Source organism: Citrobacter sp. Cm038 (assembly GCF_030333105.1).
Lineage (GTDB): Bacteria > Pseudomonadota > Gammaproteobacteria > Enterobacterales > Enterobacteriaceae > Citrobacter > Citrobacter murliniae.
In genome coordinates, this window is the sequence record NZ_JAOWGO010000025.1 from 17,076 (window position 1) to 42,398 (window position 25,323).

General features: G+C 53.2%; 25 protein-coding genes and 1 pseudogene. 13 read left to right on the forward strand and 13 right to left on the reverse strand.

What is annotated here, in order from left to right:
- Positions 1-22: 22 nt before the first annotated feature.
- From tcuR to ybfF, 6 genes are all read right to left on the reverse strand, one after another.
- A complete protein-coding gene (gene tcuR, locus OGY01_RS19600) occupies positions 23-949 on the reverse strand; it encodes a tricarballylate utilization LysR family transcriptional regulator TcuR (RefSeq protein WP_048221850.1) in 927 nt (308 codons plus the stop codon).
- A 129-nt stretch (positions 950-1,078) separates the two neighbouring features.
- Entirely contained in the window at positions 1,079-1,525 is a 447-nt protein-coding gene (fur, locus tag OGY01_RS19605) for a ferric iron uptake transcriptional regulator (protein ID WP_045441068.1), read from the reverse strand.
- On the reverse strand, positions 1,518-1,604 hold the full coding sequence (locus OGY01_RS19610) for a ryhB-regulated fur leader peptide (protein ID WP_100247215.1): 87 nt from the start codon (positions 1,602-1,604) through the stop codon (positions 1,518-1,520). The genes fur and OGY01_RS19610 overlap by 8 nt, the downstream gene beginning before the upstream one ends.
- A gap of 210 nt (positions 1,605-1,814) precedes the next feature.
- On the reverse strand, positions 1,815-2,345 hold the full coding sequence (gene fldA / locus OGY01_RS19615; RefSeq protein WP_045441069.1) for a flavodoxin FldA: 531 nt from the start codon (positions 2,343-2,345) through the stop codon (positions 1,815-1,817).
- A gap of 155 nt (positions 2,346-2,500) precedes the next feature.
- Positions 2,501-2,788, reverse strand: coding sequence for a LexA regulated protein (gene ybfE / locus OGY01_RS19620; protein WP_045441070.1), 288 nt, complete (start codon positions 2,786-2,788; stop codon positions 2,501-2,503).
- A 128-nt stretch (positions 2,789-2,916) separates the two neighbouring features.
- Positions 2,917-3,690, reverse strand: a complete 774-nt coding sequence (gene ybfF, locus OGY01_RS19625; RefSeq protein ID WP_045441071.1) for an esterase — start codon at positions 3,688-3,690, stop codon at positions 2,917-2,919.
- Between the two features lie 195 nt (positions 3,691-3,885).
- On the opposite strand from ybfF, the gene seqA reads away from it, so the two are divergent.
- Entirely contained in the window at positions 3,886-4,428 is a 543-nt protein-coding gene (seqA, locus tag OGY01_RS19630) for a replication initiation negative regulator SeqA (RefSeq protein ID WP_045441072.1), read from the forward strand.
- Positions 4,429-4,452: 24 nt separating this feature from the next.
- Positions 4,453-6,093, forward strand: coding sequence for a phosphoglucomutase (alpha-D-glucose-1,6-bisphosphate-dependent) (gene pgm / locus OGY01_RS19635; RefSeq protein WP_225760654.1), 1,641 nt, complete (start codon positions 4,453-4,455; stop codon positions 6,091-6,093).
- Positions 6,094-6,145: 52 nt separating this feature from the next.
- On the opposite strand, the gene kdpE is transcribed toward pgm, so the two are convergent.
- The 6 genes from kdpE to kdpF are packed head-to-tail and all read right to left on the reverse strand — an operon-like array spanning position 6,146 to position 13,927.
- Complete coding sequence (gene kdpE / locus OGY01_RS19640; RefSeq protein WP_045441074.1) at positions 6,146-6,823, reverse strand: two-component system response regulator KdpE; 678 nt, start codon at positions 6,821-6,823, stop codon at positions 6,146-6,148.
- A complete protein-coding gene (gene kdpD, locus OGY01_RS19645; protein ID WP_045441075.1) occupies positions 6,820-9,504 on the reverse strand; it encodes a two-component system sensor histidine kinase KdpD in 2,685 nt (894 codons plus the stop codon). The genes kdpE and kdpD overlap by 4 nt, the downstream gene beginning before the upstream one ends.
- Before the next feature lie 10 nt (positions 9,505-9,514).
- Positions 9,515-10,081: a potassium-transporting ATPase subunit KdpC gene (kdpC, locus tag OGY01_RS19650; protein WP_045441076.1), complete on the reverse strand. Its 567-nt coding sequence runs from the start codon at positions 10,079-10,081 to the stop codon at positions 9,515-9,517.
- 8 nt (positions 10,082-10,089) lie between these two features.
- Complete coding sequence (gene kdpB, locus OGY01_RS19655) at positions 10,090-12,138, reverse strand: potassium-transporting ATPase subunit KdpB (RefSeq protein ID WP_286493550.1); 2,049 nt, start codon at positions 12,136-12,138, stop codon at positions 10,090-10,092.
- Positions 12,139-12,158: 20 nt separating this feature from the next.
- Positions 12,159-13,838: a potassium-transporting ATPase subunit KdpA gene (gene kdpA, locus OGY01_RS19660; protein WP_286493551.1), complete on the reverse strand. Its 1,680-nt coding sequence runs from the start codon at positions 13,836-13,838 to the stop codon at positions 12,159-12,161.
- Positions 13,838-13,927, reverse strand: a complete 90-nt coding sequence (gene kdpF, locus OGY01_RS19665) for a K(+)-transporting ATPase subunit F (protein WP_001670793.1) — start codon at positions 13,925-13,927, stop codon at positions 13,838-13,840. Before kdpF ends, kdpA begins: the two co-directional genes overlap by 1 nt.
- 308 nt (positions 13,928-14,235) lie before the next feature.
- Here kdpF and OGY01_RS19670 point away from each other — a divergent pair, with 308 nt between their 5' ends.
- From OGY01_RS19670 to OGY01_RS19685, 4 genes and pseudogenes are all read left to right on the forward strand, one after another.
- The gene (locus tag OGY01_RS19670) at positions 14,236-14,442 is read left to right on the forward strand and encodes a YbfA family protein (protein ID WP_045441079.1); all 207 of its coding nucleotides are present in this window, start codon (positions 14,236-14,238) and stop codon (positions 14,440-14,442) included.
- A 98-nt stretch (positions 14,443-14,540) separates the two neighbouring features.
- Positions 14,541-15,497: a YbgA family protein gene (locus OGY01_RS19675; RefSeq protein WP_045441080.1), complete on the forward strand. Its 957-nt coding sequence runs from the start codon at positions 14,541-14,543 to the stop codon at positions 15,495-15,497.
- A gap of 24 nt (positions 15,498-15,521) precedes the next feature.
- Positions 15,522-16,940: a deoxyribodipyrimidine photo-lyase gene (gene phrB / locus OGY01_RS19680; protein ID WP_286493553.1), complete on the forward strand. Its 1,419-nt coding sequence runs from the start codon at positions 15,522-15,524 to the stop codon at positions 16,938-16,940.
- 161 nt (positions 16,941-17,101) lie between these two features.
- Positions 17,102-18,006, forward strand: a pseudogene (locus OGY01_RS19685) (Rpn family recombination-promoting nuclease/putative transposase).
- A gap of 52 nt (positions 18,007-18,058) precedes the next feature.
- Here the strand turns inward: OGY01_RS19685 and OGY01_RS19690 are convergent.
- Complete coding sequence (locus OGY01_RS19690; protein ID WP_286493554.1) at positions 18,059-19,540, reverse strand: MFS transporter; 1,482 nt, start codon at positions 19,538-19,540, stop codon at positions 18,059-18,061.
- Between the two features lie 289 nt (positions 19,541-19,829).
- On the opposite strand from OGY01_RS19690, the gene ybgI reads away from it, so the two are divergent.
- Genes ybgI through pcp form a run of 7 tightly spaced genes read left to right on the forward strand, consistent with a single transcriptional unit; the run spans position 19,830 to position 25,320 of the window.
- Positions 19,830-20,573, forward strand: a complete 744-nt coding sequence (gene ybgI, locus OGY01_RS19695; protein ID WP_045449503.1) for a radiation resistance protein YbgI — start codon at positions 19,830-19,832, stop codon at positions 20,571-20,573.
- 16 nt (positions 20,574-20,589) lie between these two features.
- Positions 20,590-21,246: a 5-oxoprolinase subunit PxpB gene (gene pxpB / locus OGY01_RS19700; protein WP_045441084.1), complete on the forward strand. Its 657-nt coding sequence runs from the start codon at positions 20,590-20,592 to the stop codon at positions 21,244-21,246.
- The gene (pxpC, locus tag OGY01_RS19705) at positions 21,240-22,172 is read left to right on the forward strand and encodes a 5-oxoprolinase subunit PxpC (protein WP_045441085.1); all 933 of its coding nucleotides are present in this window, start codon (positions 21,240-21,242) and stop codon (positions 22,170-22,172) included. Before pxpB ends, pxpC begins: the two co-directional genes overlap by 7 nt.
- The gene (pxpA, locus tag OGY01_RS19710; protein ID WP_200010597.1) at positions 22,162-22,896 is read left to right on the forward strand and encodes a 5-oxoprolinase subunit PxpA; all 735 of its coding nucleotides are present in this window, start codon (positions 22,162-22,164) and stop codon (positions 22,894-22,896) included. The genes pxpC and pxpA overlap by 11 nt, the downstream gene beginning before the upstream one ends.
- Before the next feature lie 55 nt (positions 22,897-22,951).
- Positions 22,952-23,674, forward strand: coding sequence for a DUF969 domain-containing protein (locus tag OGY01_RS19715; RefSeq protein ID WP_045441087.1), 723 nt, complete (start codon positions 22,952-22,954; stop codon positions 23,672-23,674).
- On the forward strand, positions 23,671-24,666 hold the full coding sequence (locus tag OGY01_RS19720) for a DUF979 domain-containing protein (protein ID WP_200010599.1): 996 nt from the start codon (positions 23,671-23,673) through the stop codon (positions 24,664-24,666). Before OGY01_RS19715 ends, OGY01_RS19720 begins: the two co-directional genes overlap by 4 nt.
- 9 nt (positions 24,667-24,675) lie before the next feature.
- The gene (gene pcp / locus OGY01_RS19725) at positions 24,676-25,320 is read left to right on the forward strand and encodes a pyroglutamyl-peptidase I (protein WP_048221840.1); all 645 of its coding nucleotides are present in this window, start codon (positions 24,676-24,678) and stop codon (positions 25,318-25,320) included.
- Positions 25,321-25,323 lie beyond the last annotated feature (3 nt).

Sequence of the window (25,323 nt, forward strand, 5' to 3'; positions counted from 1 at the left end):
CGCTGTGATGCTAAATAGCCCTTTAGTTATTGTAAAGAATTGCGCCTGGCCAGCTTCCTGCTTCCACCAGTTGACACATCACTTTGGTCAGTATCACGCGGGCAGCGAGACCTGCGGGGGTAAGTTCATCATCAGAAAGGCTGACAAGAAAATTAGGGCGGCTAAGTATTGGATTATGGACGCCGATCACTCTTAGCGTCTCTTTATCGAGATGCGAAATCGCCGCGCCGGGTTGTAGTGTGGCACCGATTCCACTGCGAACGGCGCTCATCAACAGCGTCAGACCATCAATTTCTGTAGTGATCTCAATGTTCAGAGCATGTTCCTGGCAGATGGCATCCAGTCTGCCACGCAGGCCGTGACCCGGGCTTGGCATTATCAATGGAATATTAACCAGCTGGGCAGGGGCGATATTGTCATCCGTAATATCATCCAGTAAAGCATGGGTGCCAATCAAAAATAGCCGTTCTTCGAGAATCGGTCTGGCACTCCAGCGCAGGATTTTTTCCTTTTGAAACACCACTGCTAAATCAATTTGGCGGGTATTAATCATCCGCTCCAGGTTACCGGAGAGGCTTTCCACCACATGCAGGCGGACATCTGCATAGTTTTCCCGCATTGCATTAATGAAAGGCACACCGAGCACGGATGCGGTACTGGGAGCCATTCCGACGCTGACGTGACCGGAAAGCCGGGCCTCTCGAGCCGCGAGGATCGCATCGTCTGCGTGACGTAATGCCAGTTGTGCCTGGGAGTAAAAAGCCAGTCCGGCGCTGGTGGGCGTCACGCCACGAGAGGTTCGTTGCAGCAGGCGAATAGCGAGTTCGTTTTCCAGCCGGGTCATTTGCTGGCTGAGAGCCGAAACACCAATATTGAGATCGAGCGCCGCGCTGCCCATACTGCCGGTTTCTACAATACGAACATAATAGCGTAGCTGGCGAAGCTCCATTTCGGCTCTCCGATGAGGTAGGGTGAATTTTACATTAAAGCTGCATTGACTCGAAAGGAAGAGGCCCCCGGCCAGGTTTAGCTTATAAAAAAAGCCAACCGCAGGGTTGGCTTTTCAGAAAACATCATATTATTTGGCGTCGTGCGCATGCTCATCTTCGCGGCAATCGCCTTCAGCGCAGTGACCGTACAGATAGAGGCTATGGTTGGTTAAGCGAATACCATGTTTAGCCGCAATCTCACGCTGACGCGCTTCGATGGAATCATCGCTAAATTCGACCACTTTGCCACAGTCGAGGCAAATCAGGTGATCGTGATGATGCTGTTGGGTTAATTCGAAGACGGATTTGCCACCTTCAAAATTATGGCGGGTTACGATACCGGCATCATCAAATTGGTTCAGCACGCGATACACGGTCGCCAGACCAATCTCTTCACCCATGTCTATCAGGCGTTTGTATAAGTCTTCCGCACTGACGTGATGGTTATCCGGTTCCTGAAGAACTTCCAGAATTTTTAAACGAGGAAGCGTTACTTTCAGGCCAGCCTTCTTTAATGCGGTATTATTGTCAGTCATGCGGAATCTGTCCTGTAGCTAAGCGGTTCACTTCATTAACAGAAGTGACAGAAATTGCACTTGAGATAATGCGTATCATTATAGAACTGCCATGTCTAAATGAAAACAGCAAGTCTCTGGCAAATATTGTTAATCAAAACGTGGTATCGCCGACAAACACTCTGTGCAATACCCGATTGGCATCCAGCCATTGTACAGGGTCAGGCGAGAAAGTTACAAATTTGTAGCAATTATTTTGATTGGTTTTATCTATTGATGCGGCGTAGATACGTTTCTACGCCGCATGAAATCAGGCGTTAATGATTTCGTCGAGATGCAGTTCTTCAGAAATCTGTTTAACCCATTTTTCTACGCGTTCAGCGGTCAGCTCAGGCTGGCGATCTTCATCAATAGCCAGACCGACAAAGTGGTCATCATCAGCCAGGCCTTTAGACGCTTCAAAGTGATAACCCGCCGTTGGCCAGTGACCGACGATGGTTGCGCCGCGTGGTTCGATGATGTCGCGGATGGTACCTAACGCATCACAGAAATATTCTGCGTAGTCTTCCTGGTCGCCGCAGCCAAACAGCGCAACCAGTTTACCGTTAAAATCAATGTCTTCGAGAGTAGGGAAGAAGTCGTCCCAGTCACACTGCGCTTCACCGTAATACCAGGTTGGGATACCGAGCAGAAGAATGTCATACCCTTCCAGGTCTTCTTTGCTGCTTTTTGCAATGTCATGTACATCGGCAATGTCTTTACCAAGCTGTTTTTGAATCATTTTTGCGATGTTTTCGGTGTTACCGGTGTCGCTGCCGAAAAAGATGCCAGTGATTGCCATGAGTAAAATAACCTCTTGAAACTTATTGAAATGGTGGTGGCGCAATGCCCACGGATAAGGGCAATCATAGCAGAACAGTCAGGCATGCGGAAACAGCAAACACGCGGGACTGCACTCTGTGCTACACGATTTATGATTTAGAGCAGAAATTCAGACTATGCCTGACCACGCAACGTGGTGAGTTGGTTCATCAGCATCTCTTCGATGAGTTCACTGCGACTCATGTTACGTGCGTCCGCCAGCTCGTTCAGAGCGTCAACGGCGTCGGCATTCAGTTTCAGTTCGACACGCTTAAGCCCGCGAACTTTGTCGCGTTTAAGCTGATTACGTTTATTAATACGTAACTGTTCATCACGCGAAAGCGGATTGGTTTTGGGTCGTCCCGGGCGACGCTCCTGCGCGAACAGATCTAATGTCGTACGGTCCGTTTGTTCTTTGGCCATGATCTTGGTGACTTCGGGGAAACAATCAGCCAGGCGTCTGCCCGGATGGATAGCGCGCCATCATACATCAGCAGGGGGGGCGCGCCAACGCCCACGCACGTAATCGCGCGCGGACGCTGAGTTTTTAATCAGTTGGCCTTGTCCGTCAGATAACGACGGATGGCGCGTAGGACCGCATCTGGTTTTTCTGCGTGTACCCAGTGGCCTGCACCTGCAATAACATGCGCCCTTGCCTGAGGGAATTGCGCCAGTAATTGGTCACGGTACGCTTCGGTAACATACGGCGAGTTTCCACCAGGGATGAACAGCGCCGGATGATCCCATGCAGGTATGGTTTCCCAGCCCACAATATGAGGATACTGGTCCCACAATGCGGGGACATTGAAACGCCACTCGCCGTCAACAAAGGATTTCAGCAGAAACTGGATTACGCCTTCTTCTTTCAGGTACTGGCGCATCACGCTTGCCGCCTGCTGGCGTGATGCGGCTTGTGCATCCGTCACGGCATTAATCGCCGCAAAGATCTCATCGTGACGACGGACATGGTAGTCAACCGGTGCAATATCGATAGCCACCAGTTGATCGATACGTTCAGGTGCCAGCGCGGTTAGCGCCATCACCGCTTTGCCCCCCATTGAGTGACCAATAAAAGTCGCTTTTTCTATTTGTTGGGCGTCCAGTGTATCCAACAGGTCTTGCGCCATGGCCGGGTAATTCATCTCTGGCGAACGAGGGGAGAGCCCGTGATTTCGCATATCAACCTGAATGATGTCGTGATCGACTACCAGGTCACGTGCCAGTATGCCCAGGTTATCCAGGCTGCCAAACAGACCGTGAACCAGGACGATGGGGGAATTATTGTGCAGGTTTTGTGCAGATTGCGCTCGGATATTCAATTTCATGGCAAAGTTCTTTTTTTCACACTAGCGGGTTAGGGTATCATGTTGACCATTCTGCCACAGGGCTGCAACAACTACGGTTACTCCGAGTTTTTCTGGCCATCAGGCTTGACGCTATCCGCTGTTGGGATTTGCCTTTACACTAGGTGTAATAATCCCAACAACTTGTATTCAGCTAAGACACCGCACTGGATTAAGATGAAAACGATTGAAGTTGATGATGAACTCTATAGCTATATTGCCAGCCACACCAAGCATATCGGCGAGAGCGCATCCGACATTTTACGGCGTATGTTGAAGTTTTCTGCCGCATCACAGCCTGCCACTCCGGTGGTAAAAGAAGTCCGCGCCGTGCAACCTGTCGTGGAAGCCAAGCCGGTCGACCCCGTTAAAGATAAAGTGCGCGCCATGCGTGAACTGCTGCTTTCCGATGAATATGCGGAACAGAAAAAAGCAGTGAATCGCTTTATGCTGGTGCTGTCTACACTCTATTCACTGGATCAGCACGCGTTTGCTGAAGCAACGGAGTCGTTACACGGTCGCACACGCGTCTATTTTGCAGCGGATGAACAGACGCTGCTGAAAAATGGTAATCAAACCAAGCCGAAACATGTGCCTGGCACACCGTACTGGGTGATCACCAACACGAATACCGGCCGCAAATGCAGCATGGTTGAACACATCATGCAGTCAATGCAATTCCCTGCGGAATTGATTGAAAAGGTTTGCGGAACAATTTAATCCTTGCATTAGAGGGACCAGGCAATGGCAATCCACAAGCGTGCAGGTCAGCCTGCACAACAGAGTGATTTGATTAACGTCGCCCAACTGACGGCACAGTACTATGTACTGAAACCAACAGCCGGGAATGCTGAGCACGCCGTTAAGTTCGGGACATCCGGGCATCGTGGTAGTGCAGGTCGTCACAGTTTTAACGAGCCGCATATTTTGGCAATCGCCCAGGCCATTGCCGAAGAACGTGCGAAAAATGGGATTACCGGGCCTTGTTATGTGGGCAAAGACACCCATGCGCTGTCTGAACCGGCATTTATCTCTGTACTGGAAGTGTTGGCGGCAAACGGTGTTGATGTCATCGTGCAGGAAAATAACGGCTTTACGCCAACCCCTGCCGTGTCAAATGCAATCCTGGTCCATAACAAAAAAGGCGGCCCGCTGGCTGATGGCATTGTCATCACGCCGTCGCACAACCCGCCGGAAGATGGTGGCATTAAATACAACCCGCCAAACGGTGGTCCGGCAGATACTAACGTCACTAAAGTGGTGGAAGATCGTGCCAACGCGCTGCTGGCTGATGGACTTAACGGTGTTAAGCGAATTTCACTGGATGCGGCGCTGGCGTCGGGTCACGTGAAAGAACAGGATCTTGTGCAGCCGTTCGTGGAAGGGCTTGCAGATATTGTCGATATGGCAGCGATTCAAAAAGCGGGTCTGACGCTGGGTGTCGATCCGCTGGGTGGCTCCGGTATCGAATACTGGAAGCGTATTGCCGAGCACTACAAACTGAATCTGACCATTGTTAACGATCAGGTTGATCAGACCTTCCGCTTTATGCATCTCGACAAAGACGGTGCTATCCGTATGGACTGCTCCTCAGAGTGTGCGATGGCGGGTCTGCTGGCGCTACGTGATAAGTTCGATCTGGCATTTGCTAACGATCCAGATTATGACCGTCACGGCATCGTCACTCCGGCCGGGTTGATGAACCCGAACCACTATCTGGCAGTCGCGATCAACTATCTGTTCCAGCATCGCCCGCAGTGGGGCGAAGACGTTGCCGTTGGCAAAACGCTGGTGTCTTCGGCGATGATTGACCGTGTGGTGAATGATTTAGGACGTAAACTGGTTGAAGTACCGGTTGGCTTTAAATGGTTTGTTGATGGCCTGTTCGACGGTAGCTTCGGCTTCGGCGGCGAGGAGAGCGCGGGGGCTTCTTTCCTGCGTTTCGACGGTACACCGTGGTCGACCGACAAAGACGGGATCATTATGTGTCTGCTGGCGGCCGAAATTACTGCCGTGACCGGTAAGAACCCGCAAGAGCATTACAACGAGCTGGCCGCGCGTTTTGGTGCGCCGAGCTATAACCGTTTGCAGGCAGCAGCGACCTCCGCGCAGAAAGCAGCGCTGTCTAAACTCTCTCCGGAGATGGTCAGTGCCAGCACGCTGGCGGGTGATCCGATCACCGCGCGTCTGACGGCGGCGCCAGGCAATGGTGCTTCTATCGGCGGTCTGAAAGTGATGACTGACAATGGCTGGTTTGCCGCACGTCCGTCAGGTACTGAAGACGCCTATAAAATCTACTGCGAGAGCTTCCTGGGTGAAGAACACCGCAAGCAGATTGAAAAAGAAGCGGTTGAGATTGTCAGCGAAGTGCTGAAAAACGCGTAACCAGAAAAGGAGCCGAAAGGCTCCTTTTTTACATCTGGTACCCGGTGAAATATCACGGCATAAACCGATAGCCAATCCCGGTTTCGGTTATAAAGTGACGAGGGCGCGCCGGGTCTACTTCCAGTTTCTGGCGCAAGTGCCCCATATAAATTCGCAGGTAGTGGCTGTGCTCGACGGCGTTGGGACCCCAAACCTGATTCAACAGCTGACGCTGGGTCAGCACCTTCCCGCTGTTATTGAGAAGTATCGCCAGCAGGCGAAATTCAATTGGCGTCAGGTGAATTTCCTCTTCGCCACGATGTACCAGACGCGCGGCAATATCCACTTTCACATCGGAAAAATGCACGACTGGCTCGGGTGCGGGTCCAATAGCGTGGCGGCGTAATGCCACACGCAAACGCGCCTGCAGTTCGCCAATGCCAAACGGCTTGCTGAGATAATCATCAGCACCGGCATCCAGTGCGGCGATTTTGTCGCTCTCTTCACTGCGAGCTGAAAGCACTATAACGGGAATAGCGCTCCATTGTCGCAGGTCGCGAATAAAATCAGTGCCGTCACCGTCTGGCAGGCCGAGATCGAGAATGATGAGATCGGGTTTACGCGTCGCGGCCTCCAGCAGGCCACGTTGCAACGTTTCTGCTTCATACACGCGCAGACCATCGGCTTCCAGCGCGGTGCGCAGAAAGCGACGAATGGCCTGTTCATCTTCAACAATCAATACGTTTGTCACATATCCTCATGAAAATCTTCAAGTTCAGGGGGTAATTCTTGTGGCAGTGTAACACGGAAGCAAGCGCCACCCTGCGGTCGATTATGGGCGGTAATGGTCCCGCCATGCACGTCGACAATAGCCTGGCAAATTGCCAGCCCCAGCCCAACGCCCGGTACTGATGACTCTTTGTTCCCCCGGGAAAACTTGTCGAAAATACGTTGTTCCTGGCCTGACGGAATGCCAGGCCCGTTATCCCACACGTCCAGTTGCAGGTGTTCGCCCTCAACCTGTGCTTCAATTCCTATTTGTGCCTGCGGGCCTGCGTATTTGACGGCGTTTTCCAGCAGATTAATCAGCACTCGTTCAAAGAGTGGCCCATCAACGTGTATCAGCGTCAATGGCTCAGGAAGTGACAGATTAATTGGTGCAGCCAGGCCAGGCTCCAGCATCTGTAAGGCGCTGCCCACCACTTCCTCCAGCGTTAACCACTCTTTCTTAAGATTAAAGCCGCCAGACTGAATTCGCGCCATATCCAGCAGATTATTTACCAGCCGGGTCGTGTTAAGGACATGCTGGCGAATTTCGCTGGCCTGACGGGCGTGCTTCGAGCCTTCCGTTGCCAGATCCAATGTTAAAATCTCCGCCTGACCGAACAGCACCGTTAACGGCGTGCGTAAATCATGAGAAAGGGCGGCGAGCAGGGCGTTGCGGATGCTCTCGCGTTCGCTGGCAAATCGCGCCAGCTCTTCGCTGGCAGTCAGCGCCAGTCGCTCCAGGGCGCTGGCAACCAACAAGGTAAAGGTTTCCAGCAGTCGTTGTTGTTCCGGGATCATCAACTGTCGAAGATTCCCCGGTTCTACTATCAACAGTCCATACGTTTTGTCGGCGCTTTTTAACGGTAAGATCTGATACGGTACGCCCGGTAAGGTATCGGTGCCGGCCCCGGCCGGTTGTCCCTTATCAAAGCTCCAGCGGGCAATGGCATCATCCCAGGGCGTCGTGCCTTGTTGATGCGTCAGCGGAGCCAGTTTACCGTTCTCATCGGGCAATAAAACCTGACTGCGGGCCTGAAAGGTTGAGGTAATAAACTGCTCACTGGTGGCAGCGATATCTTGTTGACTCCGCCCCACGGCCAGGGCTTTGGACATCTCGTACAGATGCCGCGTGCGCTGTTCCCGGTAGCGAGCGACTCGTGCCTGATAGCGCACTCCTGCGGTCAGATTCCCGATGACCAGACCGACCGTCAACATAACGGCGAATGTGAGCAGATACTGGACGTCCGAAACGGCCAGCGTACCGCGCGGGGCAATAAAGAACAGATCGAAGCTGGCGACGTTAATAAAGGTCGCCACCACAGACGGCCAGCGTCCGTAGAACAGGGCGATCACTACCACGCCTAACAGGTAGAGCATTACCAGATTGGCGGCATCAAAGGCAACCAGCCACTGCATGGCTATCAGCGTTGTGAAGGCGCACAGTGCAGCTGCAACCAGACAGCCCTGAATCTGTACTCGCCACTTATCTTTAAAGGTACGCGTGTCAGCAGCCTGAACCGCCGGACGTGGAGGGGGATCGTCCAACGCGACAATCATCAGATCGAGATCCGGTGCGCGATGGGCCAGTTTGTCGGCAAAGGAATCACTGCGCCACCTGCGTCGCGTTGTCGGACGCCCCAGCACGATTTTTCCCAGATTGTGCTCCCGGGCGTAGCGGACGACCGCTTTATCTTCTGCGGGATCGGAGAGGGTGGCTGTTTCTGCTCCTAATTCCTGTGCCAGTCGCAAGGCGCCAAGAATTGCGCGACGTTGCTTTTCGGGTAACTGATGCAATGCGGGTGTTTCGACATACACGGCATGCCAGACACTACCGAGACGTGCAGCCAGACGTGCGGCGGCACGCACCAGCTTTTCGCTGCCGGTGTTGTGTCCGATACACAGCAGGATGGCATCGCGGGTGTGCCAGACTTTTTCCTCTCCAGGGTGACCTCGCCAGGCGCGCATTTGATCGTCTACCCGATCAGCTGTACGTCGCAGGGCCAGTTCGCGCAGTGCGATCAAATTGCCTTTGCGGAAGAAGTGTTCGATAGCCCGTTCTGCCTGACCGGCAATATAGACTTTGCCTTCGTTCAGACGTTGGCGCAGATCGTCAGGGGGGAGATCGACCAGTACCACATCATCAGCCGCATCGAAAAACGGATCGGGGACGGTTTCGCGGACCTGAATACCGGTAACGCCGCTGACGATATCGTTCAGGCTTTCCAGATGCTGAACGTTAACAGTGGTAAAGACATCAATGCCAGCTTCCAGCAGTTCTTCGATGTCCTGCCAACGGCGAGGGTGACGCGAGCCTGGCGCATTACTGTGCGCCAGTTCATCCATTAAAATCAGGGCCGGGCGACGGGCAAGGGCGGCATCGAGATCAAACTCGCTGATGTGCCGTCCACGGTGTGACTGGCGTTTCAGCGGCAGCACGGCGAGTCCGTCCAGCAGTGCGGCGGTCTCTTTACGCCCGTGAGTTTCCACCACGCCGATCAACACATCCAGCCCTTGCGTCCGTAACCGCTGGGCCTCAGCCAGCATAGCCCAGGTTTTCCCGACTCCAGCGCAGGCACCGAAGAAGATTTTCAGTTTTCCCCGGTGCGGGGCGGCGGTCTGTTCCAGTAAGCGATCCGGATTGGGGCGCAAGGGTTCTTCTGTCATGACCTTTTTCTCAGCGTTTATCCAGCGCTAAATTAAGTTCCACCAGGTTCACTACCGGCTGGCCGATAAACCCGACCAGCGGCTTATGCGTGTATTGTGCAACTAACTGCGTTACCTCTTCAACGCTGAGGTTACGGGCTTGCGCCACGCGGGGGATCTGCCAGGCTACCGCGTTCGGTGTCAGATTATTGTCCAGTCCACTGGCAGACGCCGTGACCAGTTCCACCGGAACAACTGGGTTAGCCTGCGGATTTGCAGCACGCAGCGCGGCAATCCTGCTTTGCAATTGTTTATCCAGCTCCGGGTTGCTGGCCGCCAGGTTACTGCCGCCTGAACCCATTGGATTATAGGGCATTTCCGCCGTCGCTGAAGGGCGTCCCTGAAAATAACCGGCGGCGGTAAAGTTCTGGCCGATGAGTTCAGAGCCGCGAACGACCTGACCCTCACGGAGCAGTGACCCGTTAGCCTGATGGGGAAACCACCATTGCCCCAGTGCGGTTGTCAGCAATGGATATGCTCCGCCGGTGATAAGTATCAGGAAAATCAATGTTGATAGTGCAGGACGTAATCCACTCATCTGAAACCTCACACCAGACCCAGCAGGGTCAGCAATAAATCAATCACTTTGATACCAATAAATGGCACAACCAGACCGCCCAGACCGTAGATCCACAAGTTACGGCGCAGCATGGCGGAAGCCGATAACGGTTTATAGCTCACGCCCTTCAGCGCCAGTGGGATCAGAAAGACAATAACCAGCGCATTGAAGATGACCGCGCTCAGGATTGCCGAATCCGGCGAATGCAGGCGCATCACGTTAAGTGCGTTGAGCTGCGGGTAGGTTGCGGCAAACGCAGCCGGGATAATGGCGAAATATTTCGCAACGTCGTTGGCAATACTGAAGGTGGTCAGCGAGCCACGTGTCATCAGCATCTGTTTGCCAATATGCACCACTTCAATCAGTTTAGTGGGGTTAGAGTCCAGATCGACCATGTTGCCCGCTTCCTTCGCGGCCTGGGTCCCGGAGTTCATGGCAACCGCCACATCTGCCTGAGCCAGTGCGGGGGCGTCGTTGGTTCCGTCGCCGGTCATCGCCACCAGACGACCTTCCGCCTGGTACTGACGAATAAGTGCCAGCTTGGCTTCCGGTGTGGCTTCCGCTAAAAAGTCATCCACCCCGGCTTCTGCCGCAATCGCGGCGGCGGTTAGCCGGTTGTCGCCTGTGATCATCACCGTTTTGATACCCATTTTGCGCAACTGGGCAAAACGTTCTTTGATCCCGCCTTTAACGATATCTTTCAGCGCAATCACACCCAGTACGTGCGAACCTTCGGCAACGACCAGCGGCGTCGCACCAAGGCGAGCGACGTTTTCGACCTTCTGCTCAACATCGGCAGGGAAGTGCCCTCCGTTGGCTTCGACGTGACGACGAATGGCGTCTACTGAACCTTTGCGGATCATGCGGTTGTCGATATTGATACCGCTCATCCGGCTTTGTGCGGTAAACGGTACAAATGTGGCGTGCAGCGATTGCACGTCGCGTATGCGCAGATTAAAGCGCTGTTTTGCCAGCACCACGATGCTACGACCTTCTGGCGTTTCATCCGCCAGTGACGAAAGCTGTGCGGCGTCGGCCAACGTTTTTTCATCAACGCCCTGGGCGGGAAGAAAATCTGAAGCCTGACGGTTGCCCAGCGTAATGGTGCCGGTTTTATCCAGCAGCAGTACGTCCACGTCACCTGCTGCTTCTACCGCTCGCCCGCTGGTGGCGATGACATTCGCACCCAGCATGCGGCTCATTCCGGCGACGCCAATTGCGGAGAGCAGGCCACCGATAGTGGTGGGGATCAGGCAGACCAGCAATGCAACCAGAACTGTGACGCTGACCGCGCTGCCGCCCCAGGCGGAAAACGGCCACAGCGTAGCGGTTGCCAGCAAAAAGACGATGGTCAGGGCGATCAGCAGGATCGTCAGCGCGATTTCATTTGGCGTTTTCCGCCGTTGGGCGCCTTCGACCATTGCGATCATTCGGTCGAGGAATGTTTCGCCGGGGTTCACGCTGCATTCGATCACCAGCCAGTCGGAGAGGATGCGAGTTCCTCCGGTAACTGATGCGAAGTCACCGCCGGATTCGCGGATAACCGGCGCAGATTCCCCGGTAATGGCGCTTTCATCCACTGATGCGCCGCCTTCGATGACTTCGCCGTCGCAGGGGATAATATCGCCTGCTTCAACCAGCACCACATCCCCTTTACGCAGTTCACTGGCAGGAACATGATCCATTGACGAGCCGTATTTGGGGTCGCGTAATTTACGTGCGAAAGCTGTTTTTTTCACCCCTTTCAGGCTGTTGGCCTGTGCTTTGCTACGTCCTTCCGCCAGCGCCTCGGCAAAGTTGGCGAACAGAACGGTCACCCATAACCAGAGACTTATCGCCCCGGTAAACATTGGGTTCCCGATCATGTGCCCGGTTGCCATCGCTACGGTTATCAGCGTGGTCAGCAGGCTGCCGATCCAGACGATAAACATGACCGGATTGCGCCACTGGGTATGTGGGCTTAATTTTTTGATGGCGTCCATAAGCGCTTGCGCGACCAGAGAGGGTTCGAACAGCGCCAGTTGCTTGCGACTCATAATAATGTGCTCCGCATCGCTCAACGTAAAGAGAGGTATTCTGCGACCGGACCAAGCGCCAGAGCAGGAATAAAGGTAAGAGCGCCAACCAGTAACACCGTACCGATTAACAACCCGACAAACAGCGCACCGTGTGTGGGCAGAGTGCCAGGGCTTGCGGGTTGGCTCTTTTTACCGACCAACGACCCGGCAATTGCCATCACCGGAATAATGACGCCGAAGCGCCCGAAGAACATGCAGAAGGCCAGCAGGCAGTTCCAGAATGGGCTGTTGGCGCTTAACCCGGCAAAGGCGCTACCGTTGTTGTTCGCTGCAGACGATACGGCGTACAGCACCTCACTGAAACCGTGTGGCCCAGGGTTGAGCATCGCGCTGCGCCCGGCGTCGCTCATCATGGCAATCGCTGTACCAAGCAGCACCAGTGCAGGGGTAACCAGAATCGCCAGCGCTGTCATTTTCATTTCGCGCACGTCGATTTTCTTACCCAGATATTCCGGGGTACGGCCAATCATCAGTCCGGCGATAAATACGGCCAGCAGAACAAACAGCAGCATGCCGTATAAACCTGAACCCACGCCGCCAAACACCACTTCGCCAATCTGCATCAACCACATTGGCACCATCCCGCCCAGCGCGGTGAAAGAGTCATGCATAGCGATGACCGCCCCGCAGGATGCTGCCGTCGTGACGACCGCAAACAGACTGCTGACCAGCACGCCAAAGCGGCTCTCTTTACCTTCCATGTTGATATTGCTGTCTGCGCCAAACGCCATCAGATGTGAATTACCCTGAATCTCAGCCCACATCACGACCGCCACGCAGATGACAAAAATCAGCGACATTGCCCACAGCAGAGTACGTCCCTGACGGCGATCGCCAACGACGTCGCCAAAAGCAAAGCACAGGGCGGCGGGAATTAAAAAGATCGCCAGCATCTGCACCATGTTGGTCAGTGCGGTTGGATTTTCAAACGGATGTGATGAGTTAGCGTTAAAGAAGCCGCCACCGTTAGTGCCGAGCATCTTAATGGCTTCTTGCGAGGCGACCGGACCCATCGGCAGCAGTTGTTTAGCGCCTTCAAGCGTGGTGAACGCCTGGTAAGGCAACAGGTTTTGCAGCGTGCCTTGCTGTATAAAAAACAGGGCGATGAGCAGAGCAATGGGCAGCAAGATCCATAACGTAATGCGCACCAGATCCACCCAGGCGTTACCCAGCGTGTTCATACTTTGGCGTGTGAAGGCGCGGATCAGGGCGAAAATCACCGCGATGCCGGTCGCCGCTGACAGGAAATTCTGTACGGTCAGCCCGGCCATTTGGCTGAAGTAGCTTAAGGTGGTTTCGCCGCTGTATGACTGCCAGTTGGTATTGGTGACAAAACTCACGGCGGTATTCAGCGCGAGATGCCATGAGAGTCCCGGCAATTGCTGAGGGTTCAGTGGCAGCAAACCTTGCGCCATCAGCATCGAAAACAGCACCAGCAGACCCAACATATTGAGTGCAAGAATTGCCAGCAGATACTGCTTCCAGTTCATTTCGTGTTGCGAAATGCCCAGCCCACGCCAGAGCACACGTTCAATGCCGGTCACGCCCGGCAATGATGCGTCATTGATAAGCCTTGCCAGCCCTGCGCCCAATGGCCTGGCTACAACAAAAAGAACCAGTAAGAAACTGGCGATGAGTAAAAATCCTTGTGCCGCCATCAGAACGCCTCCGCATTGATCAGGGCATACACCAGATAACCTAATAATAAAAACACCAGCACAATGCCGGTTATCACGCCTGCACTCACGGTGCACCTCCAGTGGCATAAATGTGATAACCAGAGCGTAGTTTTTTGGTTGCAAAGATTTCGCAAAAATCGGCGGGCGGGATGTAAAAAAAGTATAAAAATGGCAAAGGCCATTATTTAACTAATGATTAGTATTAATTTAACTTTTATGTAACTTAATTACGAATTTAAGTTAAACGAAGCATCAATAGATAAAAATAAGTGGTCGGATGAGTAGTAAAATTACACACAAGGCGGTATTATTTTCATCAGTTAACCAAGTTTATTTTTCCGGTGCGATTCACCGAACAGATATAGGGGAGAAAAGTATGGATCTTTACAAAGAATATCCAGCACATGTTGTCTTATTACGCCGTACTTTCGCCGTTGTGGCGGGCGTGCTGGCGCTACCGGTCATGCTGTTCTGGAAAGACCGCGCCCGTTTTTACAGCTACCTGCACCGCGTCTGGTCGAAAACCAGCGATAAGCCGGTGTGGATGGATCAGGCTGAAAAAGCGACCTGCGATTTCTATTAATTTATCGAAATTGCTCAAGAAAACCGCTAACAGTAATGTAGCGGTTTTTTTTATGCTCCGACGTCTACACTTATTCAGATAACGGATAAGGAGTTGTGATGAACGAGAAAATCCCGGTGGGTATCAGTGCCTGCTTGCTAGGTGCTAACGTTCGCTTTGATGGCGGACATAAACGGCTGGCTTTTGCCGTGGAAGACCTGTCTCCGTGGGTGCGCTTTGAGCCAGTGTGTCCGGAAATGGCCATTGGATTGCCAGTGCCTCGTCCTGCGTTACGTCTGGTAAAAAACGATGATGGTGCTATTTCTCTGCGTTTTAGCGATAAGCGGGAAGGGAACCTCACTGATGCCATGACGGTTTTCAGTAACCAACAGATCGGGCAGTTTGAACATCTGTGTGGCTACATCGTCTGCGCAAAATCCCCCACCTGCGGAATGGAACGTGTCCGCGTGTACGATGCTGACGGTAAAAATAACCGCAAAGCGGGACGCGGTATCTACACATCATTATTGATGGACGCATATCCGTGGTTGCCAGTAGAAGAGGATGGGCGGTTGCATGACCCGCAAATCCGCGAAAACTTTGTTGAACGAATGTATGCGCTGCATGAACTAAATGGTATTCGTGAGCAAGGGCTGACACGCGGAGCACTGATTGACTATCACAGTCGCTATAAGCTGTTGCTGTTGACGCATTCTCAGCCAGCATATCGGGAGCTCGGGCGTTTTGTGGCAGCGGTTCACGAATGGGAAAGTCTGGATGCCTTTTTTATCGCTTATCGCCAGCAGTTGATGGCTTTGATGTCGCATCAGGCTACCCGGCGTAACCATACTAATGTTTTGATGCACGTTCAGGGGTATTTTCGTAAGCAGCTCAATGCTCGTCAGCGTCAGGAACTCGCAACGCTGATTGATGATTATCGGCGCGCAACGCAGCCACTACTTGCTCCCGTGACGCTGCTCAAACACTATATGGCAGAATACCCGGATACCTGGCTTTCCGGACAGCGCTACTTTGATCCCTGGCCCGCAACGTTACGTTTGCGCTATGGAAGCTAATTGTCTTATTGATTTGGGAGCTTTATGACCACCCATTTGGTCTGGTTTCGTTGTGATTTACGTCTGCACGATAATCTCGCCCTCGCCGCCGCGTGCCGTGATCCTTCTGCTCAGGTACTGGCGTTATATATTGCCACTCCCGAACAGTGGACGTCACATAACATGGCTCCACGCCAGGCGGCGTTTATTAGCGCTCAATTAAATATGCTACAAACGGCACTGGCAGAAAAAGGCATTCCCCTTCTGTTTCATGAAGTTACCGATTTTTCCGCCAGCGTGGATACAGTAAAAAACGTCTGTGCGCAGCATGATGTCAGCCGACTTTTTTATAACTATCAGTATGAAATAAACGAACGACAGCGTGATGTAAGTGTGGAAAAGTCATTGCCACACGTGATCTGTGAGGGTTTTGACGACAGCGTGATCCTGCCTCCGGGGGCGGTGATGACCGGCAATCATGAAATGTATAAAGTCTTTACGCCATTTAAAAATGCCTGGCTGAAACGTCTAAAAGACGGTGTTCCTGAGAGTGTTGCCGCGCCAAAGAGACGAGACAGCAGCACTATTTCCACACCGTTAACCGCAATTACGCTGAGTTATCCGCAGCAGGATTTTGATGTGCGACATTTCCAACCGGAAGAAAAATCGGCTATCGCGCAATTACGTCAGTTTTGCCAGCAGGCTGTCGCGGAATATGAACAACAGCGTGACTTTCCGGCAATTGATGGCACCAGCCGGTTATCCGCAAGTCTTGCAACCGGTGGATTATCGCCGCGTCAATGCCTGAACCGGTTGTTAGCAGAACAGCCGCAGGCACTTGAGGGCGGGAGCGGAAGCGTCTGGTTGAATGAGCTTATCTGGCGCGAGTTTTACCGCCATTTAATGACATACCACCCGGCACTGTGTCGTCATCGCCCCTTTATTCGCTGGACCGATCGTGTTCAGTGGCAGGATAACCCTGCACATTTTCAGGCGTGGCAGACGGGGCAAACGGGATATCCCATTGTGGATGCCGCCATGCGTCAGCTTAACACCACAGGATGGATGCATAACCGTTTACGCATGATTACCGCCAGCTTTCTGGTGAAAGATCTGCTGATTGACTGGCGTAAAGGAGAGCAGTATTTCATGTCGCAACTGATCGACGGCGATCTGGCAGCCAATAACGGTGGCTGGCAGTGGGCGGCGTCAACCGGAACTGATGCCGCGCCGTATTTTCGTATTTTTAATCCAACGACTCAGGGGGAAAAATTCGATCGTGACGGTGAGTTTATCCGCCAGTGGGTGCCGGAATTACGCGAGGTGCCAGGAAAAGCAATCCACGAGCCGTGGAACTGGGCGGAAAAAGCGCAGGTGACTCTCCATTACCCTCGCCCCATTGTCGACCATAAGCAGGCGAGATTAGCCACGCTCGCGGCCTATGAGGCGGCGCGAAAAGGGTGAGTGCGTGGTGGATTTCTGCGTAATGCATTCCAGCAGAATGCACATGTTGCTAGCGGGCGCATTTAGCGCTGAATCGTGTGCGTAAGACCGTTACTGCCTGAATGCACCAGTTACGCCTGGGCAGTAAAGTCCCGTCATCTTCTTTCAGGTGACGGAACACGATGACAACGGCAACGACTTCCACTCCGCATGATGCGGTATTCAAAACGTTTTTACACCATCCCGAAACTGCGCGGGATTTCCTCGAGATTCACCTTCCGGCTTGTCTGCAAAAGCTTTGCGATTTTAATACGTTGAAGCTGGAGTCAGAGAGCTTTATTGAAGTTCTTGCTACTCCGATGTGCTCTGGTCGCTGCACACACGCGACGGTGGCGGTTATGTCTATGTTGTTATAGAGCATCAGAGTTCAGCCGATCCGCATATGGCTTTTCGTTTGCTGCGTTATGCGATGACGGCCATGCAGCGCCATCTGGACGCCGGACACAAGGAACTGCCGCTGGTAATACCGATGTTGTTTTATCACGGTAACCGCAGCCCGTACCCGTATTCACTGTGTTGGCTGGATGCGTTTGCAGATCCTGTGGCGGCAAGGCAACTCTATGCCAGTGCATTTCCACTGGTGGATATAACGGTAGTACCCGATGATGAAATCCTGACGCACAGGCGAATGGCGTTGCTGGAACTCATGCAAAAATATATCCGTCAGCGGGATTTGATGGGACTGGTAGAACAACTGGCTACGCTGTTACTTACAGGATGCGCTAATGACACGCAACTACAGGCGATGTTTAATTACATTCTGCAATCCGGCGATGCATCTCGCTTTAATGAATTTATGCAAGAGATGGCGCAACGGATCCCCCAACACAAGGAGAGGCTGATGACTATTGCGGAGCGATTACGGTTAGAGGGATTACAGGAAGGGGTACTGCAAGGGTTACAGCAAGGTAAACACGAGGCTGCATTACGTATAGCGCAAACAATGCTGGCGCAAGGAATAGCTCGTGAAATGGTGTTACTGGTTACAGGTCTGTCGGAAGAGGATCTGGCAGTTAATAATTCGTAATCTCTTGATAAAAAACAGGCCCGAGTCGTAGTACATCATCGGGCCTGTAAACTCAGGACTCTACCGCCAGTGGACGGTTTCTAAACTTAAGTGACTGATACAACCAAATTAGCAGTACCAGCGCGACACAGGCCAGGGCTCCCCAGGTAATCTCGCTAAAGACATCAATATAGGCATTGATGGAATAGTTGATGGCCCCGGAGGCATCAAATGTGCCCTGGGATGTCTGGTCGGCAATCACTCCCGCCAGGTAGTTGGCAATGGCACCCGAAAGCAGCATATAAATACCGGTTAATACGCCGGTAACGCCCGGGATCTCAATGCGCGTAATTTGCGACATCGCGACCGGATCAATAAACAATTCGGCAAATCCCATCACCGCCAGCCCAAGGATCATCAGTGGCATAGAAGAATGCCCGTAAGCTGCTGACCAGCGGGCGCTTAAGGTCAGAATACAAAAACCTGCGCTCATTAATCCCAGACCGAGGGCAAATTTACCCCAGATACGCACAGTGCGGTTGCCACCCACGCTTTCTTTAACCACCCAGGCCAGCACGATGCCGCACAGCATCACGGCGAAGGCGTTGACCGACTGGAACATCGCGGTAGGAACGGAATATCCCAGAATGTCGCGATTAACAAAGCGGTCGATATAGAGGCTAATAGAACTGCCGCCCTGTTGAGCAAAGGCCCAGAACAACAGGCTGAAGAAAGTCAGAGTAACGATAAGCCCCAGTTCTTTACGCTGCTTCTGTGTTTGTGCCTGACGGTAGATTTTTGCCAGAACAGCCAGACCAATGACGGTGGCAACGATCAGTGCATACACGGACCACTCTTTCCAGAACAGGACGGTAATCAGCAGCGGAGCTGCCACCAGTAATACCAACAACCAGGCCCAGTTTGGCAGAATAAACGTTCTGGCGCACAGGACAGCTTTGTTGACACCAGTGGTGTGGGCGAAATGGCGGTTTCCGCATAAGAAAATCACCAGTCCAGCCAGCATGCCGATTGCGGCCAGCGCGAAGCCCATGGCCCAGCTGTACTCTTCCTGCACATAGCCACAGGCGATAGGGGCGATAATCGAACCGATGTTACCTGCGGCATAAAGCAGAGAGAAACCGCCGTCGCGACGCGGATCTTCCGGCTGATACAGTTCGCCCAGCAGGCAACTGATGTTGGATTTAAACAGACCGTAACCGCAGACGATAATTGCCAGAGACAAATAGAGGAACGCCGGCGCCATTTCACTGGCACCCAGCACCAGGTGCCCCACTGCCATTAAAAATGCGCCAATCATGACCGCCATGCGGTTGCCGAGCACTTTATCCGCCAGGTATCCCCCCAGAATTGGGGTGACATACACTAGCGAGCAGTAGGCACTGAAGAGTTCATATGCATGATTATCGTTGTACTTAAGCTGGTTAGTGAGATACAGGATCAGCAGTGCACGCATGCCGTAAAAACTGAAGTATTCCCAAATTTGCAGTGCGACGACGTAATAGATAGCGCGCGGCTGAGATGCTTGTTTATTCATTCTATTCTCGAAGTGAATGCCTCACGACAGGATGAACGTACTGTGTGAGCGTGTTTCCTTGAAATGGTAACTTTGATACAGATCTGATTATTTTTGCAATATGCTGTCTGATTGCATAAATATACATGAATAAGATCTCCTGGTGGTAAGCAATTTATCTTCAAAGTCCATGTGATTGTTTCTTGATGTGTCAGTGAAATGGCTATCGACGAACGGAGGCGGGGACGCTATTTTAGCTTAAGCTGTGTTGCTGATTGGGCATGCAGAATTTTTGACAACGAGGGCGATGATGAAAAACACCGAACTGGAACAACTGATCAACGACAAACTGAACAGCGCGGCCATTAGCGACTACGCGCCGAATGGTTTGCAGGTTGAGGGCAAAGAGACGGTGCATAAAATCGTGACCGGCGTGACCGCAAGCCAGGCATTATTGGACGAGGCAGTGCGTCTGCGGGCTGATGCGGTCATCGTTCATCACGGTTACTTCTGGAAAGGCGAATCCCCGGTTATTCGCGGCATGAAGCGCCATCGTCTGAAAACACTGCTGGAAAATGATATTAACCTGTATGGCTGGCACCTGCCGCTGGATGCGCACCCGGAACTGGGGAATAACGCGCAGTTAGCTGCGCTGCTAGGCATTACCGTGATGGGGGAAATTGAGCCTCTGGTGCCGTGGGGCGAACTCGCTATGCCGGTTCCGGGGTTAGAGCTGGCATCCTGGATCGAGGCGCGCCTGGGACGTAAACCGTTATGGTGTGGTGATACAGGGCCGGAAAAAGTTCAGCGCGTCGCCTGGTGTACCGGTGGCGGCCAAAGTTTCATTGATAGCGCGGCCCGTTTTGGCGTCGATGCTTTTATTACCGGTGAAGTCTCCGAACAAACCATTCACTCAGCCCGTGAGCAGGGGCTGCATTTTTATGCAGCCGGACATCATGCCACCGAACGTGGCGGTATTCGCGCGTTAAGTGAATGGCTGAATGAAAATACTGATTTGGATGTTTCTTTCATTGATATACCCAATCCGGCGTAATTAAAGAGGGGCGAAAGTGCAGCGAGCGCGTTGTTATCTGTTAGGTGAAACTGCGGTGGTTCTGGAACTGGAACCACCGATTACGCTGGCGAGTCAGAAACGTATTTGGGGCCTGGCCCAGCGTCTGGTAGATGCTCCGAATGTGCTGGAAGTCATTCCTGGAATGAACAACATCACGGTGACTCTGCGCAACCCACAAACGCTGGCGCTGGATGCAATTGAACGTCTGCAGCGCTGGTGGGAAGAGAGTGAAGCGCTGGAACCAGATTCGCGCTTTATTGAAATACCGGTTACCTATGGCGGTACGTGCGGACCGGATCTGGCAGAAGTTGCGCAGCACAGTGGATTAAGCCAGAAGCAGGTTGTCGAACTGCATGCGTCAGTTGACTATGTAGTCTGGTTTATCGGCTTTCAGCCGGGATTCCCCTATCTCGGGAGCTTACCGGAGCAACTGCATACACCAAGACGTGCTGAACCGCGCCTGCTTGTTCCGGCAGGTTCAGTTGGCATCGGTGGCTCACAAACCGGTATCTACCCACTATCAACACCAGGAGGATGGCAACTGATAGGGCATACCTCGGTTAAGTTGTTCGATCCGCAGCGGGATGAGCCGATCCTGTTACGGCCAGGGGATACCGTGCGATTTGTCCCGCAGAAGGAGGGGGTATGTTAAAAATCATTCGTGCGGGCATGTATACCTCCGTGCAGGACGGTGGCCGCTACGGTTTTCGGCAATCAGGAATAAGCCACTGTGGGGCGCTGGACAAACCGGCGCTGAACGTAGCCAACCTGCTGGTGGGTAATGACGCAAATGCCGCAGCACTTGAAGTGACGCTCGGTCAGTTGGTGGTGGAATTTGAGGCGGATGGCTGGTTTGCATTAACCGGCGCGGGGTGTGAAGCGCATTTAGACCGTACCCCTGTGTGGAGCGGATGGCGACTGCCGGTTAAAGCCGGGCAACGCCTGATGCTAAAACGCCCGCATCGCGGGATGCGCAGTTATCTGGCGGTGGCGGGTGGCATTGATGTTCCCGAGGTGATGGGCTCATGCAGTACCGATCTGAAAGTAGGTATCGGTGGGCTGGAAGGGCGTCTGTTACGCGATGGCGATCGGCTGGCGATTGGTGTTTCAACGCGGCAGTTCAGCGGGCCGCAGGGGGTCAAACAGCTTTTGTGGGGAAATCGTATTCGCGCGTTACCCGGACCTGAATATCACGAATTTGATGACGCATCACAGGCATCATTCTGGCGATCTCCGTGGCAGCTCAGCCCACAGAGTAACCGAATGGGGTATCGATTGCAGGGTCAGCCACTTACACGTACCACCGATCGTGAGCTGTTGTCGCACGGTCTGCTCCCCGGCGTGGTTCAGGTACCGCACAATGGTCAGCCGATTGTGTTGATGAACGATGCTCAGACGACGGGTGGCTATCCACGAATTGCCTGTATCATCGAGGCGGATATGTACCATCTGGCGCAAATCCCTCTCGGCCAGCCGATTCATTTTGTTCAGTGTTCGCTGGAGGAGGCGCTGAAGGCGCGTGCCGATCAGCAACGTTATCTGGAACAGTTAACATGGCGACTTAACGATGAAAATTGATCTGAATGCAGACCTCGGCGAAGGCTGCGCAAATGACGCAGCGCTGTTGCAACTGGTGTCATCAGCCAACATTGCCTGTGGATTTCATGCCGGGGACGCGCAAACCATGCTTTTAAGCGTGCGTGAAGCGCTAAAAAATGGGGTGGCGGTGGGAGCTCATCCAGGTTTCCTGGATCGGGAAAACTTTGGTCGTAGTGCCATGACTTTGCCCACTGAAACGGTATATGCGCAGACGCTGTATCAAATCGGCGCGCTGGCTACCATCACTCGGGCTGAAGGCGGCGTCATGCGCCACGTCAAACCACACGGGATGCTCTATAACCAGGCGGCGAAAGACCCACAACTGGCTGACGCGATTGCCAGAGCTGTTCATGCCTGCGATCCATCACTTGTGCTGGTGGGACTTGCGGGGAGCGAGCTGATTCGGGCCGGGGAACATTATGGCCTGGTGACACGCCAGGAGGTTTTTGCCGATCGAGGCTATCAGGCAGATGGCAGTCTGGTTCCTCGTAGCCAGCCGGGCGCGCTGATTGAAAATGAAGAACAGGCACTGGCTCAAACCCTGGAAATGGTGCAGTCCGGCAGAGTGAAAAGCCAGACGGGAGAATGGGCGAGCGTGACTGCGCAGACGGTATGTATTCATGGTGATGGTGAGCACGCACTCGCTTTTGCCCGCCGCTTACGTACCGCGTTCGAAGCAGAGAAGATTCAAATTAGCGCATAATTTTTTACATACAAAACAATAACATATTACACAACAACATAGACGGGAATATATTATGGGAGAGGTCATTTCTCTCTGGCCATTGACGGGGATTGCTGTCATTGTGGTCGGATTTCTTTTACGTTTTAACCCGGTATTGGTGGTTATCATTGCCGGGATCGTCACGGGGCTGGCGGCGCATATGCCGATCGCCACGATCCTCGAAAAGTTGGGAGAAGGTTTTCTCAACACCCGCAACCTGCCGTTTATCCTGCTGATCCCTCTGGCGGTTATCGGTCTGCTGGAGCGCCACGGTCTGAAAGAACGTGCTCAGGCATGGATCGCGAAAATCCGCAGCGCCACCAGCGGTCGTCTGTTAATTGTCTATCTCTTTATTCGTGAAGCGACCGCGGCGCTGGGGCTGACAAGTCTGGGTGGCCATCCGCAAATGGTTCGCCCGCTGCTGGCTCCTATGGCTGAAGGGGCCGCTGAGAAAAACCATGGTGAATTGCCCGGGTCAGTGCGCTATCGGTTGCGTGCAATGTCGGCGGCGACCGATAACGTCGGGCTGTTTTTTGGTGAAGATATCTTTGTTGCCTTTGGCGCGATCATTTTCATGCACAACTTTATGCTGGAGTCAGGCGGGATCCAGACGGAGCCGTTGCATATTGCCCTGTGGGGGATCCCAACGGCGATTTGTGCGTTCCTGATCCACGGTGCTCGCTTATGGCGCCTTGATAACTACCTGCAACGCGAAGTGGCGAAAGCGAATGCCGCAGCAAAAGGAGAAGCGAAATGAATTTTCAGCAAAGCTATCTCTACTGGCTGGCGGGTGCGGTATTACTGATTGTGGCCGTCATGTCCTGGCAGGACAAAGCGAACCCCCGGCGTTTAACCACCGGTCTGTTCTGGGGCGTGTACGGTCTGCTGTTTCTGCTGGGTGACTGGACGTATTCACTTTTTGGCGATAAACGCACTGTGCATATCGCTGTCGGTGTCGCGGTCGTGTTACTGGCTCTAATCGCCGGTTTCGGCGGCGTCAAACTGGGTAGCTATCATCAACGTACGCAACAACAGCGCGAAGAAAGCGCCACCCGGTTGGGCAATCGTCTGTTTTTCCCGGCGCTGGCCATTCCGGTGGTTACCGTGATTGGCGTGTTGATGTTTAATCATATTCCGGGCTTACAGGATGCGTTGTTTGGGCCGGGTAACCACGCCACGCTGGTGACACTCTTTTCGATGACAGCTGGCTCGTTGATCGGCCTGGCAATGGCGATAAAAATGACCCATGAACGGGTACATCAGCCAATTCAGGAAGCTCGTCGTCTGCTGGACTCTATTGGTTGGGCGTTCATCCTGCCACAGATTCTGGCCACGCTGGGGTTGTTGTTTACGGCGGCAGGCGTCGGCAGTGGTATCTCTTATCTGACTCAGGAATACCTCGCGGTGGATAGCCGCTTTATCGCGGTGGCGGTGTATACCATCGGTATGGCACTGCTGACGATGGTTATGGGTAATGCGTTTGCAGCCTTCCCGATTGTGACCGCCGGGATTGGTATTCCGATACTCGTGTTGCAGCATGGCGGTAACCCTGCGGTGATGGCGGCAATCGGCATGTTCTCCGGGTATTGCGGTACGCTGATGACGCCGATGGCGGCGAACTTTAACATTGTGCCGGCGGCATTGCTGGAACTGCCGGATAAGAATGCAGTGATTAAAGCACAGGTGCCAACCGGCGTGCTGCTGCTATTGGTCAACGTATTCCTGATGTATTTCCTGATGTTCCTGTAAGGAGGAAGGATGAAAACGGTACTTATCACCGGATTTGAACCTTTTGGCGGCGAATCAGTTAACCCTTCCTGGGAAGTGGTCTCGGGTCTCGACAATGCTATTATCGGTGAGTGTCGCGTTGTGGCACGCCAGCTTCCGTGCGTATTTGGTGAGTCTCTTGCCGTACTCAATGCTGCGATTGACGCGCTGTCGCCGTCGCTGGTACTGGCGGTAGGTCAGGCTGGAGGCCGTACAGATATCACCGTTGAGCGCGTGGCGATCAATGTTGACGATGCACGTATTGCGGATAACCACGGGCAGCAGCCCGTTGATGAACCGATCGTAGCGGATGGCCCGGCGGCATGGTTTAGCACGTTGCCGATTAAAGCGATGGTTGCTGCCATGCGCAGCGCAGGTATTCCTGCATCGGTTTCTCAGACTGCGGGTACCTTCGTCTGCAACCACGTGATGTATGGGCTGCTGCATAAGTTACGTAACACGCCGACAGTGAAGGGGGGATTTATTCATATTCCCTATCTGCCGGAACAAGCGGCGGCGCATCCAGGTGCGCCGAGTATGGCGGCAGAAACGGTGCGTCATGCACTGGAGATTGCGATTGTTACCGCCTTGCAGGTGGATCGCGATATCGCAGTGACGGGCGGAGCAACTCATTAACAA